The organism is Acinetobacter higginsii, assembly GCF_000369525.1.
Lineage (GTDB): Bacteria > Pseudomonadota > Gammaproteobacteria > Pseudomonadales > Moraxellaceae > Acinetobacter > Acinetobacter higginsii.
Map to the genome: position 1 here is coordinate 237,084 of NZ_KB850070.1, position 15,957 is coordinate 253,040.

The 15,957-nt window shown below is 41.9% G+C and carries 16 protein-coding genes and 5 tRNA genes; all 21 read right to left on the reverse strand.

What is annotated here, in order from left to right; genetic code table 11:
- Positions 1–67: 67 nt before the first annotated feature.
- The gene (gene nusG, locus F902_RS01635; RefSeq protein ID WP_004802226.1) at positions 68–601 is read right to left on the reverse strand and encodes a transcription termination/antitermination protein NusG; all 534 of its coding nucleotides are present in this window, start codon (positions 599–601) and stop codon (positions 68–70) included.
- A 7-nt stretch (positions 602–608) separates the two neighbouring features.
- Positions 609–1,049 (reverse strand): preprotein translocase subunit SecE, encoded by a 441-nt coding sequence (secE, locus tag F902_RS01640; RefSeq protein WP_004802225.1) that lies wholly within the window; start codon positions 1,047–1,049, stop codon positions 609–611.
- A 76-nt stretch (positions 1,050–1,125) separates the two neighbouring features.
- Positions 1,126–1,201, reverse strand: a tRNA-Trp gene (locus F902_RS01645).
- Between the two features lie 56 nt (positions 1,202–1,257).
- A complete protein-coding gene (tuf, locus tag F902_RS01650) occupies positions 1,258–2,448 on the reverse strand; it encodes an elongation factor Tu (RefSeq protein ID WP_004802222.1) in 1,191 nt (396 codons plus the stop codon).
- Between the two features lie 164 nt (positions 2,449–2,612).
- Positions 2,613–2,687, reverse strand: a tRNA-Thr gene (locus F902_RS01655).
- 11 nt (positions 2,688–2,698) lie between these two features.
- Positions 2,699–2,774 (reverse strand) — tRNA-Gly (locus F902_RS01660).
- Between the two features lie 33 nt (positions 2,775–2,807).
- Positions 2,808–2,891 (reverse strand) — tRNA-Tyr (locus F902_RS01665).
- Positions 2,892–2,945: 54 nt separating this feature from the next.
- A tRNA-Thr gene (locus F902_RS01670) sits at positions 2,946–3,021 on the reverse strand.
- A gap of 99 nt (positions 3,022–3,120) precedes the next feature.
- Positions 3,121–4,614, reverse strand: a complete 1,494-nt coding sequence (trpE, locus tag F902_RS01675) for an anthranilate synthase component I (protein ID WP_005200555.1) — start codon at positions 4,612–4,614, stop codon at positions 3,121–3,123.
- Positions 4,615–4,721: 107 nt separating this feature from the next.
- Positions 4,722–5,387, reverse strand: a complete 666-nt coding sequence (locus F902_RS01680) for a phosphoglycolate phosphatase (protein ID WP_004802217.1) — start codon at positions 5,385–5,387, stop codon at positions 4,722–4,724.
- Positions 5,388–5,457: 70 nt separating this feature from the next.
- Positions 5,458–6,075, reverse strand: coding sequence for an FHA domain-containing protein (locus F902_RS01685; protein WP_005200557.1), 618 nt, complete (start codon positions 6,073–6,075; stop codon positions 5,458–5,460).
- Positions 6,076–6,138: 63 nt separating this feature from the next.
- The gene (gene gspD / locus F902_RS01690; protein WP_005200558.1) at positions 6,139–8,394 is read right to left on the reverse strand and encodes a type II secretion system secretin GspD; all 2,256 of its coding nucleotides are present in this window, start codon (positions 8,392–8,394) and stop codon (positions 6,139–6,141) included.
- A 40-nt stretch (positions 8,395–8,434) separates the two neighbouring features.
- Positions 8,435–9,274: a type II secretion system protein N gene (locus tag F902_RS01695; protein WP_004802210.1), complete on the reverse strand. Its 840-nt coding sequence runs from the start codon at positions 9,272–9,274 to the stop codon at positions 8,435–8,437.
- On the reverse strand, positions 9,274–10,017 hold the full coding sequence (gspN, locus tag F902_RS01700; RefSeq protein ID WP_005200559.1) for a type II secretion system protein N: 744 nt from the start codon (positions 10,015–10,017) through the stop codon (positions 9,274–9,276). Before gspN ends, F902_RS01695 begins: the two co-directional genes overlap by 1 nt.
- A gap of 177 nt (positions 10,018–10,194) precedes the next feature.
- Entirely contained in the window at positions 10,195–10,521 is a 327-nt protein-coding gene (locus F902_RS01705) for an H-NS histone family protein (RefSeq protein ID WP_004802206.1), read from the reverse strand.
- A gap of 390 nt (positions 10,522–10,911) precedes the next feature.
- On the reverse strand, positions 10,912–11,349 hold the full coding sequence (locus tag F902_RS01710) for an acyl-CoA thioesterase (RefSeq protein ID WP_005200560.1): 438 nt from the start codon (positions 11,347–11,349) through the stop codon (positions 10,912–10,914).
- Between the two features lie 8 nt (positions 11,350–11,357).
- Positions 11,358–12,551: a hypothetical protein gene (locus F902_RS01715; RefSeq protein ID WP_005200561.1), complete on the reverse strand. Its 1,194-nt coding sequence runs from the start codon at positions 12,549–12,551 to the stop codon at positions 11,358–11,360.
- Between the two features lie 6 nt (positions 12,552–12,557).
- A complete protein-coding gene (locus F902_RS01720; protein ID WP_005200563.1) occupies positions 12,558–13,385 on the reverse strand; it encodes a hypothetical protein in 828 nt (275 codons plus the stop codon).
- On the reverse strand, positions 13,382–14,158 hold the full coding sequence (locus F902_RS01725) for a uroporphyrinogen-III synthase (RefSeq protein WP_005200564.1): 777 nt from the start codon (positions 14,156–14,158) through the stop codon (positions 13,382–13,384). Before F902_RS01725 ends, F902_RS01720 begins: the two co-directional genes overlap by 4 nt.
- The gene (gene hemC, locus F902_RS01730) at positions 14,158–15,075 is read right to left on the reverse strand and encodes a hydroxymethylbilane synthase (protein WP_005200565.1); all 918 of its coding nucleotides are present in this window, start codon (positions 15,073–15,075) and stop codon (positions 14,158–14,160) included. Before hemC ends, F902_RS01725 begins: the two co-directional genes overlap by 1 nt.
- Before the next feature lie 111 nt (positions 15,076–15,186).
- A complete protein-coding gene (locus F902_RS01735; RefSeq protein ID WP_004802194.1) occupies positions 15,187–15,927 on the reverse strand; it encodes a LytR/AlgR family response regulator transcription factor in 741 nt (246 codons plus the stop codon).
- Positions 15,928–15,957: the final 30 nt, after the last annotated feature.

Here is a 15,957-nt window from a genome sequence, read left to right on the forward strand (position 1 = left end):
TTAAACAACACCGAAGTGTTAGAACAACAATGCCCGATCAGATCGGGCGCTTCTCAACCGACGCAGATTAAATCGTTTTTTCGACTTGACGAAACTCGAGTTCAACCTGAGTTGGTCGATTAAATACATTAATCGTCAACGTTAAACGTGACTTTTCGTATTGAACTTCCTCCACGACCCCTTTAAAGTCAGTGAACGGACCGTCAACAACGAGCAATTCTTCACCAGGTTCAAACATCGTCTTAGGACGAGGTGCTTCACCTGTATTACGCACACGAGCAAGGATCGCATCAGCTTCACGTTGTGAAATCGGCGCTGGTTTCTCTGGTGTACCACCAATAAAACCAAGAACTTTTGGACACTCTTTAACAATGTGCCAAGTATCATCATTCATTTCCATTTCGACCAATACATAGCCAGGAAAGAATTTACGCTCAGACTTACGCTTCTTACCATCCTTCATTTCCACTACTTCTTCAGTAGGGACAAGGACTTCACCAAAGCTTTCAGCAACAGTACTACGCTGAATTCGATCATTAAGCGAACGCATCACTTGTTTTTCAAAGCCTGAATAGGCATGAATAATATACCAACGTTTCATCGCGTTCTTACCCAATAATTAACTTAATAAACCAACCTAACCCGTAGTCGAAACACCATAAAACCAATGATGCAACAAGTACAACTAAGAGAACTTGCCACGATGTCGTGATCGTCTCTTGTTTTGTTGGCCAGGTCACTCGACGCAGTTCAATTCGCGCATCTTGCAATAAACGCACAAAGCCTTTGCCTTGATGGGTGGCGTATAATAAACCTAAAGCGACTACGACACAAGCCAAAATCACCCCAACACGCACCCAAATATCATTTGCTGGTGCCCAATAGGCAGGTAAATGCTGATTTACCAATGCTGAACCGACTAATAAAGCTATAGCAATCAACCACAAGACAACATCTAACGGTGAGCCAGAACTTACAACTTCTGCAACATTATTTCTTTGAGGGATTGGCGCGTCGCTTAATGCGTCACGCGATTTATCATTCGACATTTTTTTACTCGTCGTAGAATTCGCGACTTATTATATGACAACTCAGCCAGAATTAAGCTTTTTTATTTAAAAAAAGTGGCAGGCCAGGAGGGACTCGAACCCCCAACATTCGGTTTTGGAGACCGACGCTCTACCAATTGAACTACTGACCTAACGTGCAAATCGAAAGCCGGAGCTTTCGATTTGAGTGTAACACATGGTATTGGGCTTATGCAGTTACTTTAGCAACAACACCCGCGCCTACAGTACGACCACCTTCACGGATCGCAAAACGTAGACCTGGGTCCATTGCGATCGGGTGGATTAACTCTACTGACATCTCAACGTTGTCACCAGGCATTACCATTTCTACGCCATCTTGTAATTTGATCGCGCCAGTTACATCAGTTGTACGGAAGTAGAACTGTGGACGGTAACCATTAAGGAATGGAGTATGACGACCACCTTCTTCTTTAGAAAGTACGTATACTTCTGCATCGAATTTAGTGTGCGGCTTGATTGTACCTGGCTTAGCAAGTACTTGACCACGTTGTACGTCTTCACGCTTAGTACCACGAAGAAGAACACCACAGTTCTCGCCTGCACGACCTTCGTCAAGCAATTTACGGAACATTTCTACGCCAGTTACAGTAGTCTTAACCGTATCTTTGATACCTACGATTTCAACTTCTTCACCAACTTTTACGATACCAGCTTCTACACGACCAGTTACAACTGTACCACGGCCTGAGATAGAGAATACGTCTTCAATTGGCATCAAGAATGCTTTATCGATCGCACGTTCTGGCTCTGGGATGTAAGAGTCAAGTGCAGCAACTAAGTCGATTACAGCTTTCTCGCCATAAGGACCATCGTTACCGTTTAATGCTTGAAGCGCTGAACCACGGATGATTGGAGTGTCATCACCTGGGAAGTCATAAGTAGAAAGAAGTTCACGAACTTCCATTTCTACTAATTCAAGTAATTCTTCATCATCAACAAGGTCACACTTGTTCAAGAATACGATGATGTAAGGTACACCAACCTGACGTGAAAGAAGGATGTGTTCACGAGTTTGTGGCATTGGACCATCAGTCGCAGCACATACAAGGATCGCGCCGTCCATCTGAGCAGCACCAGTAATCATGTTTTTAACATAATCGGCGTGGCCCGGGCAGTCTACGTGAGCGTAGTGACGGATTGGAGAATCGTATTCTACGTGTGAAGTATTAATTGTAATACCACGTGCTTTTTCTTCAGGAGCTGAGTCGATTTGTGAGTAATCTTTCGCTTCACCGCCGTAAGTTTTTGCACAGATAGTTGCAATCGCAGCAGTTAAAGTTGTTTTACCATGGTCAACGTGACCAATTGTACCCACGTTTACGTGTGGTTTATTACGTTCAAACTTAGCCTTAGCCATTTTGATTTTCCTCGTTTACGTCGACACCAGTTTAGAGAAAAACAACCCTGAAAAACCTTCTTTATCGACATTCGCCTAAAAAACTAGACACCTAATACTTGAAAAGCAGACTATAATAGCCTGCTTCTTTAAAAACTTGTGGAATAACCACTAAACTGTATATCTGGAGCTCTTATCGAGATTTGAACTCGAGACCTCTCCCTTACCAAGGGAGTGCTCTACCACTGAGCTATAAGAGCGACATCTTCGATGGAGCGGGAGACGAGGATCGAACTCGCGACATGCAGCTTGGAAGGCTGCCACTCTACCAACTGAGTTACTCCCGCATGTTGGTACTGACCACTTCAATCGAAGTTAGATGGTGGTGAGAGAAGGATTCGAACCTTCGAAACTTTCGTAGCAGAGTTACAGTCTGCCCCCTTTGGCCGCTCGGGAATCTCACCATATCACACTTACACAGTGCTGTTCTTTCACTTTATACTACCACACTTTTAAGATGGTGCCGGCACACGGATTCGAACTGTGGACCTACTGATTACAAGTCAGTTGCTCTACCAACTGAGCTATGCCGGCTCTTTCTTAGTGTTTCGTACGTTTCGTATCGGAACGGTGTGCAGTTTAGCAAAACTCTGAATCGATGCAAGTGCTTTTTTCAAAAAAATCGCTAAAAACTCATAAAATCAATCCGTTTGACGATAATTCAACCGCTTTGATCACTGCGCGAGCTTTTATTTGGGTTTCATTCCATTCAGATTCAGGATTTGAGTCCGCAACCAGCCCTGCTCCTGCTTGCACATAGACCTTTTTATCACGAATGACACAAGTACGAATCGCAATCGACATGTCCATTTCACCATGCCAGCCTAAATATCCAACAGCGCCGCCAAATACACCACGTTTCACAGGCTCAACTTCGTCAATGATTTCCATGGCACGAATTTTTGGCGCACCTGAAAGTGTCCCCGCTGGAAATGTTGCTTTAAACACATCCAAAGCATCTACATCATCACGGACTTCACCCTGTACATTAGAGACAATATGCATAACATGTGAATAACGTTCGATCACCATACGATCCGTGACTTGCACTTTCCCAATTTTAGAAACACGTCCCACATCATTACGACCCAGGTCAATCAACATCAGATGTTCTGCAATTTCTTTTTCATCCGCCAATAGATCTTGCTCCAAAGCAAGATCCTCTTCTTTGGTTTTACCTCGCGGGCGTGTGCCCGCCAAAGGGCGTACGGTTGCGATGCCATTTTCTAAGCGAGAAAGAATTTCCGGTGACGAACCCACAATATGGAACGGCTTTTGATCCGTTAAGGTTTGTCCTTGTACCAAGAATAAATACGGCGATGGATTTAAATGGCGTAATGCACGATACACCTGCAAGGCTTCACCATCAAAATCAGACACCATACGTTGTCCAGGCACTACCTGCATCACATCTCCAGCACGAATATATTCTTTGACCTTTTCAACCGTCTCAAGGAATTTTGCTTTGCCTGTGATCGATTCAAAATGCGGTGCAGTATGTGGTTTTGCCTGCAAGCTGACGGGTATTGCGAGTAACTGCTCAAGCTGATCCAGCTTTTGCTGAGCTTGAGCATAAGCATCAGGCTGATTCACATCGGCATGATGAATTAAAAATAGGGTATCTTTTAAATTATCAAACACAATCACGGTTTGGGAGAGCATCAACCAAAGGTCGGGTAGTGTTACAGGATCAGCAGCAGGTACGTTTTTCAGTTTTGGTTCAATATAACGTACAGCGTCATAGCCTAAATAGCCCACCAATCCTCCAGTAAAGCTTGGTAGATCAGGTAATTCAACTTGAGTCGGAACTTTAAACTGGCTTTGAAACTCACGTATATAGTCAAAGGGATCAACACAAGCTTGCTGTTTAACCGTACCATCTGCCTGTTGAATGGTGAGTACACCTGCATTGCATGAAAAAACAGTCGACTCACCTAGGCCGATCATCGAATATCGCGCCCAGTTTTCCCCACCTTCGACAGACTCAAATAGATAAGCTTGTTTTTGTTGTTTAAAACGTGCAAAAACAGAAAGTGGCGTTTCAGTATCCGCTAAACGTTGGCGGTAAACAGGAATGGTGTTATAGCCGGCTGCTTTTAATTGTTCAAATTGTACGAATGTGGTCATGAATCTTCTCTATGGTTTTAATTTCTGTGCGTTGTTTCTTTAGTGCTATCTCAAGCCCGCCATCGAAAAACCATAACCATCTTCACCTATCTCCTTATTCAATCTGCTTAAACCAATTCCACCAAACGATCGACCACTTGTTGTGGCTGGCAGTCATAGATACTCTCTCCATGATTATAGCCATAGCTGACCACAATACAATCAATACCTGCACGTCTTGCCGCTTCAACATCATTACTTGAATCACCAATCATCAATGTCGCTGACGTTGTCGTATTCTGAGCTTGCACGCAATGCAACAATGGCAAGGGATGTGGTTTACGTTCAGCTAAACTATCACCACCAACAACCATTTTAAAATAAGGACTCAATTGCAGAATATCCAAAATGCCTTTCGCTAAATGTTCAGGCTTATTGGTGACACATGCCATGGCAATATCATGATTTTGACAATAGTCTAAAAAAGGCAGAACCCCTTCATAGACTTGAGTATTTACACAGAGTTCCTGAGCATAGACGTCAACAAATGTACTGAGGAGTTGTTCTTGCTGTTGCGCACTAACGTGTCCAAACAAATGCTCCAACACAGCCTCACACAGTTTAGCTGCACCCTTTCCGACCCAAACACGAACTTGCGCTTCAGTCACTGTCGCGAAGCCCAGTTTTTCTAAACTCAAATTCATCGCTCGATATAGATCAGCGGCGGAATCTACCAGTGTCCCATCCAGATCAAATAAAACTAAATTACGGCTTTGTAACTGAGCAACAGACATATATTTCGACCCAAGAAATGAAAAAGGCATACCAACGTGGGCATGCCTTGATTGTAGAAGCTTCGCCCGATTATTTAAAGAACAGCCAAGCAATCACTGCTAAAATGATCAGTACAACAATCGAAATCAAACCTACCGAAGCATTTTTTTGTTGCTCTTTTTCCTGAGCAACGCGTGAAACAGGCTCATCGATTACAACAGGCTGTGGCTCAGGAACCGCCTGAACACTCACACCTTCTGGAATTGGAGCAGGTTTTGGAATACCAACCTGTTGTGGCATACCATCACGACTGATCGGTGTTTCAACTGCTCGCTCAGCAATGCTTGGCATACCTTGATCATGTGATGCAGCCGTTACAGGCTCAATCTCAATTTCAGGTAATTCAATTTCAGCTGTCGCTGGCGCAAGTACAGAGAATACAAAGCTGGCAAATTGCACGATATCGCCATCATGTAATTCGGTTTCCTGCTCAACACGCACATCGTTGATAAATGTACCATTTGACGAATTGAGATCTTGTACCCAAAGCTGCTTATCTTTTAACACTAAAGCTGCATGACGACGCGAGATATCCGCTGATTGCAACAAAATATCGGCATCTTGGTGTCGCCCCACCAACATGTCACGTTCGACATTCAGTTCTTGCCCCGTAAATTCACCTGTAATGGCTTGCAATTTCCAAGTCATAGATGCATATCCTTATATAATTTCTTGCAATCATAACATTGTGACATAAGCGCTTCTGTGCATCTACTGTGAAGACGCTGGACGGATTGTCGTAGTGGTCACTGTGTTTTTACTACGCTCTGTTTCCTTGACTGGAAGTTGCACCGTTTTCTGCTGTACTGAAGGTTCTTCAATCGCAACTGGTGTTGTCACTACCACTGTTTTTTTAGCTTGAGTCGCGGTTGGAACTTTTTGATAAGGTGAATTCACTATTGCGGGTTGCGGATTATAAATATCCGTAACATTTTCTGGCAACTTAGCAAAATTACCATTCTTATCCATTGCTAATTGCAAACTATACAATTGATTATAGCGCTGTTGAGATAAACGTCTCACATCATCCGAATCTCCAACAATGGTTGGATGGATAAAGACCAGCAGGTTACGTTTTTCTTTACTCTTTGAATCCGCGCGAAATAAACGCCCGACATAAGGAATATCACTGAGGATCGGTAAACCTTGGCGTCCCATCGTTGCATTATCAACGACCAAGCCACCCAATACCACTGTCTGCCCATGATCTGCCAATACGGAGGTCTTAATTGCCCGCTTGTTGGTAATTAAATCCGCGGCCTGACCTTTCCCTTCCACATTGGAAACTTCCTGTTCGACTTCCAAACGGACTGAACCACCCTCGCCAATATGCGGAACAACTTTCAGGGTTACACCAACATCTTTACGCTCAACCGTTGTATATGGGTTCACAGTACTATTGCCAGTCGTTGCCACAGAGCCCGTGACAAAAGGAACGTTTTGCCCCACAACAATATAAGCTTCTTCATTATCCATCGTTACGATGGATGGTGTAGAAAGAAGATTCGATTGGGTATTTTCTTTTAATGCTTGAATCAGTGCACCATAGAGTTGACGAGAACCATTGCTGCCTTCTTTATACTTGCCTAAACCAATTGCAGCACCAGTACCCAGAGCAGCACCAGCACCAGCTGCGCCACCCGTTAAATAACCAGCCGCAATTTTAGATAAACTTGATCCAACATTGGAAAAGTTGATTAGCCCAACACCACTATTTAAATCACCCATTGCCCATTGCACACCCAATTGGTCTGCATCAGTTCCAACCACTTCAATAATCGCAGCCTCAATTAACACCTGCTGACGACGTGTATCCAATTGCTGAATCGCTGCATCAATTTCACGCATCAACTGAGGATCAGCTTTCACCACCAACGCGTTTTGTGTTGGATCGGCAATAATACTGACACCGCCCTGATTAAAACTGGTGATACCTGAGTTCTGACTATTATTCGAATTGCTATTTAAATTAATTGAAGGTGTCGAAACAGAAGAACCTGTTGATGAACTTGAGTTCTGATTGTTCGAGATCAGGTTATTAATCGAGTTAGATCGGTTATTACTATTTGACGAGGACGATGATGATGACGCAGATTGCCCTGTTACCAGACCCTGTAAAATCTCAGCCAAGTTCTTGGCGCTGGCATATTTCAAACGAAAGACCTTAAGCCCCCCCAAACGATCTGCTGACGGTACATCCAACATTTCAATCATCTGACGTAAGCGTTTACGTGAATCTGGATCACCCTTAATCAAAATCCGATTGGTGCGATTATCCGCAATAATACGTACACGTGAACCAATAAAGTCCTTCGATGCACCTGTTGCACTCATTGTCTCCAACAAGCCAATGATTTCTTCAGCTTGGCTTGATTGTAAGCTAATCGCCTCAATATCATTTTGCCCTGTACCATCCAAATTACGCACAATATTTTCGAGCTGATAAATATTGGTTGCACGATCAGAAACAATTAAAGCATTGGTGCCAGCAACTGCCGCCAAATGTGCGAATTGTGGCATTAACGGGCGTAATGCAGGAATCAAATCATTCGGATTGGTATTTTGCAACCAAATCACACGCGTTACAATCTGATCACCCCCTGCGCGACTACGTGCGTCATAAGGAATCCCAGAGTTTTTCGCATTGCTATCTGGTACAAGCTTAACCGTATTCCCAGATGGAAGTGCCACAACACCATTAACGTTGAGTACACCTAAAAATAGGTCATATACTTCATCTTTATTGAGAGGCTTATTGGAAATAACCGTCACATTACCGCGCACACGAGGATCAACAGCAAAGTTCTTCCCAGTAATATCTGCAACTTCATTAATAAATGCGGTTAAGTCTGCATCACGTAGATTAATCTTCCATGTTTGTGCTTGCACATTGGTACTGATTGTCGCAACCAAAGGTGCTGCGGCAAGTAATGCCCAAAGTGGACGTTGATGATTTAAAAAAGCCATAACCTGCACTTATTCCTAACTGATGTGTGACGTGTGATCACTAAAAACTTTGTTGTATGGTCATCACTTGATCACCACGTTTTATTTCTATTTTGGCATGCCCTTCACGACGTACTTGCTCTAATAATTGTACTTCGTTGAGTCCCTGCCCGACGCTTTGACCATTGATCGATAGAATACGATCACCAGAACGCAAACCCAAGGTATTTTTTAAATTCGATGGCGTCTTATCCGATATTTCATAACCATCTGTGCCACCCCCGCTCACTCCCATATTTTTCAGATATTGATCGCGATTGTCCTGCATTTGTTGAATTGCCTGACCTAAAGCGGATTGTGGTGTGTTCTGTGTCGGTGCAACAGTTGGAGGCTGAACATTATTGGCACTATTAAGTACGGGTGCAATGGGTTGATATAAACCTTTATCCAATCCCTTAAATTTAACTTCTCGGGTAGCACCATTGCCTTGTTTCAAGATCACATGATCCCAATACACTTCTGCCAGTTGATATGACGTTGATCCCACCGTTTCACCAACACGATAACGTTCAGCAGTATCATTCAATTTAATCACAGCAGAAGACAAGTAATTGGGTTGACCTAACAATACACCTTGCAATTCCAAATTAACATTATCATCTGCCGAGGTCGCTGCCGGCTCATTAAATAGCGCAAAGGAGCTAATATTAGGGACTTGAGCTTGTTGTGAGCCTAGATCAACCCGATCAAATTGCATCGGTTGTGGCGGCGCAACTACCCACCAAAATAAAGAAGCCAGTTTCCAACATAACCACAAGATGAGTAGTGCTAAAATCAGACCACTGAGCTTGTCCAGCTTTTGCCAACGCAGTTGTTGCATTTTTTGAGTGATTGCTTTCATTAGAAACCACCTTGCAGCAGTGGCTGACGCGAACTGATCACATAAGTATCTAGCCCAGCCTTACCTTGGTAAGATGGAATATTCAACAGCATCCTTTGTGTTAGCTGCACATCCAACATCAAATTTGTATCTAGGCTTAAATTTGCCATTTTCTGCTGACGTTGATCGCGGACATCAATTTTTAACTGCCCATTTTCATCTTTCAGATCAGCCACTAAAGATGGCATATTCATACGGTCCTGACGCTGACCAAAAGTATAGCTCAACGCGCCACCACCCCAATTCAATTGACCTTCTGTCGCACTAAAGCCTTTTTCTTTTTGATAATTCAATTGTACGTCTTTCAGTTGAATTGAATTTTCAGGCCACTGCCAGTTGGCAAAATATTTTAATGTTTCAGGTGAAATTTTACCCTGCAGGTCTTTGATCATCATTTTTTGACCTAAACCATAGGCAAAAATTCCATTGAACTGGGTATTACCACTATGAATATCGAGATCTGCGCCAACGCGTAGTAACAGCAAATCGAGGGGACGGGTTTTCCAATGCACCGATCCACGCAATTGACCGCGCTGCCAATCTGCTTGCCCCTGCCAGATATTGCCACTAACATTGTGTAATAATTGATTATCTTTTGAAAATTTCGCAATTAACCATGTTGCTGGAATTTGTAAAATAATAAAAATTAAAAATGCAAAAATGGCGAAAAGCCACCATCTCCATTGCTTGGTTTTTTTCTTCATTCCACCCTTACCAACATGCAAATATCATCCTTTTTGAGACAATCGCCCCCTGAATGACATTATGCATACTTTTTCAACATCGCCAATTCTCTCATATAAAAAAACCAAGCTTTTTAAGCCTGGCTTTTAATAAAGGATAAAGTCATCGTATGACAGAACGATGACTTTTAAACTTGTTTAGATTAAGAAATCTTCAAGTTTTGCGCCTTTCTCTAACTCAGCAACTAACCAGCGTGGCTGTTTACCACGACCAGTCCAAGTTTCTTCAGCATTGCTTTTATTACGGTAGCGTGGCTCTACTGCTTTACGCGTTGTTTTCTTACGCTTTTGCTCGCCCACTTCCAATAATTCTTCAACACTGAAGCCAATCGCATCTGCAATTGCAATAATTTGATTATATGCATCTTCAATTGCTTGATCTTTTTTACTCGCAATTAAAGCTTCAGCTTCAGCTTGTAAACGTTTTAAATCTTCTACAGATAACTCGCTAATATCTGGTTTCATTAGAACCACTCCGACTTAATAGGGGAAATATATCACTCAAAAAATAAAATGAATTTCAAATTCGATTCAATATTAATTTATAAATGATTAAATAATCAATATAAGATTACCCCACTTAATCATATATCAAGCACTAAATCGCATTTTATTTACAATAAACCCCAAAAAAGCAGCCGTGTTATATAAAAACATATTTTATAAAAGTGAATAGCAGACTAGTAGCAATACGATTTATATTAATTTACTCTTAATTTTATCTAAAAAATTCTAATTTTATTGGGCTTATCAAGGTTCAAATACACCAATTTTTCAGAAGCAGCGTACTTGAACCTTATTATATGAATTTACTATATAATCAAACAAAAATAGACATAATCGTCTTTATAATAATTAATGAGATATTAAAGAGTGATCCACGCTTTGCTCGAGTTGAATTATCTTTTGCCTAATCGTATCTGGGATATTTAATTTTTTTGAAGTTAGCTTATCAACACAGACCATAACCGCCTCACCAGTCGCGACCACTTGATTCTGTGTTGCACTCCATAACACATAATGCATACGAAAAGCGCTATTTCTTAACTCTTCAATCCTCGCACCAATATGTAGCACATCAGGGTAGAATACCGGGCTTAAATATTTACATTGGCTTGATGCAACGACTGTCAATATATCCTGATCAAAGATATTCAACGCCATTAAATAAGCAATGCGTGCACTCTCGATATAACGATAATACTGCACATTATTTACATGACCAAAAGCATCCATATCTCCCCAAGCAACCGTTTGCTTAAGCACAACCGGATAGACAGACAGTTCCTTCATATTTTCACTCATATCTTAAAATTAAGAAAATTCACATCATTTTCAAATATTAAATTTAACTGCCTGATTAAATCAGGATTATCACCCAAAGTAGATTTAATCCTTAAATAGCTCATTAAAATATTATCTGGATATAAAGTTAATAATTGCTCTGCTTCTGCCTGTCGTTGTGTTGCCACATAAATATGCCATTTTGCAAAGCTAAGCATCGGCACACTGGTATAACGCTGTTCAAGCTGCATAATGCGCTGCTCGACATAGGCATAATCTGGAGTCTGCTTCAATAATTGTTGCTGGAACCACAGATAAAATACTTCTGGATCAAACTGATCTTGCAATAAATGCAAAGCCAGATCTTCATGCTGCAAACTCATTTCTGGCATACGTGCCAATAATTTCAACCAGAGGACTTTACTACTGTATGGACGAGTTTGAATCTCATCCTGTAAAACCAGATAACGTTGCTGTAATGCAGCAAGATCATCCACAGAAGCCTGATCAAATCGTATAAGTAACTGCTGTAACCATAAGTCACGATGTTCTGCATCTAACAAACCGTATTGGGTTGTTTGCAAGAATAACCACGGCTCTTGTAAGGCAAGCTTCCCCCATAATGCAGTAATACGTTGCTGATAAGCTGTTTCAATCTCATTCAACCACGGAGAAAGCTGATGTTGAGCAAGAAACTCTAGATGGGTCAGCGCTTTCTGTGTTTCCTGCCGCTCAAGATAAATATCTATGCGTTGTAATTCAGCTAGCTCAAATGCCATCGGTGCAGATTTTTCCAAACTCTGCAAGGCAGTTTCATAATCACCATTCTTATAATCAAATTGCGCATCAATAATATGATTAAGCAATCCTGACTGAGTATAAACCCGCTCAATAAACACTTGCTGATCTTTCGCCGCTTCCAACAACCAAACAATGCCAAGCTGCTCATAAGGATGCAAATCTTTAAAGTGAAGGATCGTTTCTTTTTTTCGCTGCTCGCGGGCAAGATAACGTTTACCGAATAACCAAGTTAATTGTGCCAATAAACTGATCAGAATAAATAGTCCAATGAGTCCTAAAACACCCGTTTGAAATTGCCAATCTCGCCAATAGATATAGACATAGCCATTTCCATAGCCATAACTCAATACAGAAAACAGTGCGAATAGCACCAAACTTGCAAGCACATAAATCAACAGTAAACGTTTCATAATGCCTTATCCCAACAAACCCAGTGTGGTTAATTTCGGTGTTGGTACTACAGGTAGATTTGAAATTTTCTCTAAGCGTAATTTCATTTGTTGGCTATTTTGATCTGGAAATTCAGCAAGTAATTGCATCACTTCCAGAATAGATTTTCGATATTCTGTTCGTTGCCCTTGTTTTAAGGCTTGAGAAGCGAGTAACAAACGTAATTGTGCTTCTTTCAAGCTAATATTACGATTCATCAAGTCAGGTGAGTTGCGCTGTACTTTTTCTAATTTGAACCACTGCCACCACGATGCCGTTTCATTTTTGGTCATAGACACTTTCGGATTTCGGAGTTCGTGTTGAATCTTTTGATCTAGTTGCTGCAACAAATTATCCAGTTGTTGTTGCTGCTGTGTCTGACTCAATACATATTGTTGAATGGCTTGTTTATCCTGCTCAATCGACTTAACCAAGCTATGTTGTAACGCAGGAGATACTGCATATTGCACAACATGCTGTTGCACTTGATTGAGTTGATCCAACGCATAGATAAACTGTTGTTGATCCAATGCAAATTGAACCAATTGCATTTGCTGCTTAATCAAAATAACTGGTGCAATCCCTGTCACCGTAGTCGGGATGGAGACACTATCTGTAGGCTCTACCGAGCTGGTATTTTGCAACTGGCGTTGTACTGCAACAAATTGATCATTCAATAAAGCATAACGCTGCTCGGTTTGATCTAATTGCTGTTGTAACTGCGGTACAGTTTGAGAATATTGCGCAACATCGTAACTGAGTTTAGCTAACCACAATAAACTCAATCCTAATATTAGATAACCAATTTTTCTCATACATGTCCTTGCCAATCACTCATGCGTTGAATGATCTCTGATGCAGATAAATTTTCAAGCTGAATAATGTTAAATCCTTGAGCCGTCTGGTCCCGTACCTGTCTCAGAATCTGAGCCAGACGTGAGCCTAAAACCAAATAAACCCACGCTGCCGCACATGCATGCTGAGCACATAGCTGCTGCCAATAATTCCAGCTTGCTTCACTACTAATCAATACCGCAACAGGCTGATTTAAACTTATTGTTTTTACAATTTCAGGAAATTTGGTAAAACTTTGTTCTGGGCATTGGCGGCGATAGAGCACAAAATTCAGAATCTCAACACCTTGTTGCTGCAATTGCTGCATCATAAACTGCCGCCCTCCCAAACCACGCCAAAATGCAATTTTGTTTAAATGCATCTGCTGTTTTAGGAGGGGAAGCTCCAGCATTCCCTCGGAAGTTTCTACCTCAGGAACAACACTTGCTATTTTAAATTGGGCTAAAGCCTTTGCTGTAGCTTGCCCCACTGCGACCCATTGGATATGTTTAAGCTGATCAAGGTGTAATCCCGCTTGCTGCAAATAGCGCACCCCAATCTCAACAGCAGTCGGACTAACCACCACAATCACTTGAGTCTCAGCCAAGGCGAAGTAAAGTTGTTGCAAAGCTTCAGAAAAAGGCTCTGCAACCAATTCAAGCAAAGGTAATGCTTCAACCTGATAACCCGCCTCGCTCAATGCTTGAGTTAAAACAGAAGCACGGTCATCAGGACGTGTATTAATAAACAGCATTAATACAACGCTTTGAGCAATTCACCCGCACCCTGCGCTAGCAATCGCTGAGCGAGCTGTTCCCCCAGTTGCTCAGCATCGACTGTTGCACCAACCAATTGCTCTTTCAGCAAAGTCTTGCCGTCGACACTACCAACACGCCCTTCAATGTGTAATTGATCATTGGCCAAGATTGCATAACCTGCAATCGGCACTTGGCAACCGCCTTCAAGATAGGCATTAAAGGCACGTTCTGCACGCACACAAATCGAGGTTTCTTCATGCTGCAAGGGTTGGATCAATTTTAATAATTCCACATCATCCGTGCGACACTCTAAACCAAGTGCACCTTGACCCACCGCAGGCAAACTTACAACTGGTGTTAAGCAATGACGAATTCGATCCGCGAGACCTAAACGTTTTAAACCAGCGCTGGCCAAGATGATCGCATCATACAAACCATCATCCAGCTTAGCTAAACGTGTCCCCACATTTCCACGTAAATCGATAATCTCTAAATCAGGGCGGAGCTGTAAAATTTGACACTTACGGCGTAGGCTCGATGTACCTACCTTCGCACCTTGTGGCAACTCCTCAAAATGTGAGTATTGGTTTGAGACAAATGCATCTAAAGGATCTTCACGTTCACAGATCACCGCCAAGCTTAAACCTTCTGGTAAATGCATCGGTACATCTTTCATTGAATGTACAGCCAAATCCGCACGACCATCCAGCAATGCCGCTTCCAGCTCTTTTACGAATAAACCTTTACCACCAATTTTAGCTAACGGTGTATCTAAAATCTTGTCGCCTTGGGTGACAAACTTAACCAATTCAACCGTTAAATCCGGATAAAGCGCATTTAAACGAGAACGAATATGTTCCGCCTGCCAAAGTGCAAGAGGGCTTTGTCGAGTCGCAATTTTTAAGGTTTTCATAAATTCAAGTTAAGTATTGATCAAAGCAATTGTTCCAAACTTAACTTGATCACCTGAAATTGCAAGTAAAAATTCATAAAGTGATCAATCATTCAGCTGAAAAGTGGGGTTTTATAATTGATGCATACACTCTCTTAAACTCGGCAAGTGGCGACGGCTGACCGACAATCGCTCCTCCAACTCACGCAAACGCACCTGATATTGCCCAGCGGCCACCAACTCCAGCCCTTCGAGATAGTCGAGCGAAACTAAGGCATTACGATGAATGCGGATAAAGCGGTCTGCAAATTCTAATTCCAAGTCTTTCAATGTTTCATCAATCAGCACACTGCCATTTTTATGGCGAACAGTGACATATTTCTGATCTGCTAAAAAATAATAAACATTTTCCAATGGAATCAGTTCTACCCCGCGATAGGTTTTCGCAGCAATTTGATGGCGTTGTGTTTTGGTATCGTACATATCGTCTTGTTGTTTTAAACCAGTCATTTGTGCTTGTGTAAGGTGAGTTAAATGATTAAACACCTGTTGTAAATCTTGTTGTGCAACAGGTTTAAGTAAATATCCTTGTGCTTGAAATTTAAATGCTTCCAATGCATGTTGATCATATGCCGTACAAAAAATAATCGCAGGTCTAGGATTGAGCTGATTGAGTTGTTCAGCACATTCCAAACCATTCATTCCTGGCATTTGAATATCTAATAAAACGACATCAGGTGAGTCGTTTTCAATATGATTTAACACATCCTGACCATGATGCGCCGTCGCAATGACTTCGTGCCCCATCTGGGTCACTAAACGTGACAAACGCTCTACTGCGAGAGGCTCATCATCAGCAATCAGAACTCTCATCCTCTCCTCCTTGTCACCGTTAACTTCATC

What these genes read in the sequence shown, in the direction of transcription:
- hemC (WP_005200565.1), bottom strand. Translation starts at nt 15,075, where the DNA reads ATGAAAACCTTAAAAATTGCGACTCGACAAAGCCCTCTTGCACTTTGG.
- F902_RS01715 (WP_005200561.1), bottom strand. Translation starts at nt 12,551, where the DNA reads ATGAAACGTTTACTGTTGATTTATGTGCTTGCAAGTTTGGTGCTATTC.
- F902_RS01685 (WP_005200557.1), bottom strand. Translation starts at nt 6,075, where the DNA reads ATGACTTGGAAATTGCAAGCCATTACAGGTGAATTTACGGGGCAAGAA.
- F902_RS01705 (WP_004802206.1), bottom strand. Translation starts at nt 10,521, where the DNA reads ATGAAACCAGATATTAGCGAGTTATCTGTAGAAGATTTAAAACGTTTA.
- F902_RS01725 (WP_005200564.1), bottom strand. Translation starts at nt 14,158, where the DNA reads ATGCTGTTTATTAATACACGTCCTGATGACCGTGCTTCTGTTTTAACT.
- nusG (WP_004802226.1), bottom strand. Translation starts at nt 601, where the DNA reads ATGAAACGTTGGTATATTATTCATGCCTATTCAGGCTTTGAAAAACAA.
- F902_RS01695 (WP_004802210.1), bottom strand. Translation starts at nt 9,274, where the DNA reads ATGAAAGCAATCACTCAAAAAATGCAACAACTGCGTTGGCAAAAGCTG.
- gspD (WP_005200558.1), bottom strand. Translation starts at nt 8,394, where the DNA reads ATGGCTTTTTTAAATCATCAACGTCCACTTTGGGCATTACTTGCCGCA.
- F902_RS01735 (WP_004802194.1), bottom strand. Translation starts at nt 15,927, where the DNA reads ATGAGAGTTCTGATTGCTGATGATGAGCCTCTCGCAGTAGAGCGTTTG.
- F902_RS01680 (WP_004802217.1), bottom strand. Translation starts at nt 5,387, where the DNA reads ATGTCTGTTGCTCAGTTACAAAGCCGTAATTTAGTTTTATTTGATCTG.
- gspN (WP_005200559.1), bottom strand. Translation starts at nt 10,017, where the DNA reads ATGAAGAAAAAAACCAAGCAATGGAGATGGTGGCTTTTCGCCATTTTT.
- tuf (WP_004802222.1), bottom strand. Translation starts at nt 2,448, where the DNA reads ATGGCTAAGGCTAAGTTTGAACGTAATAAACCACACGTAAACGTGGGT.
- F902_RS01710 (WP_005200560.1), bottom strand. Translation starts at nt 11,349, where the DNA reads ATGAAGGAACTGTCTGTCTATCCGGTTGTGCTTAAGCAAACGGTTGCT.
- trpE (WP_005200555.1), bottom strand. Translation starts at nt 4,614, where the DNA reads ATGACCACATTCGTACAATTTGAACAATTAAAAGCAGCCGGCTATAAC.
- secE (WP_004802225.1), bottom strand. Translation starts at nt 1,049, where the DNA reads ATGTCGAATGATAAATCGCGTGACGCATTAAGCGACGCGCCAATCCCT.
- F902_RS01720 (WP_005200563.1), bottom strand. Translation starts at nt 13,385, where the DNA reads ATGAGAAAAATTGGTTATCTAATATTAGGATTGAGTTTATTGTGGTTA.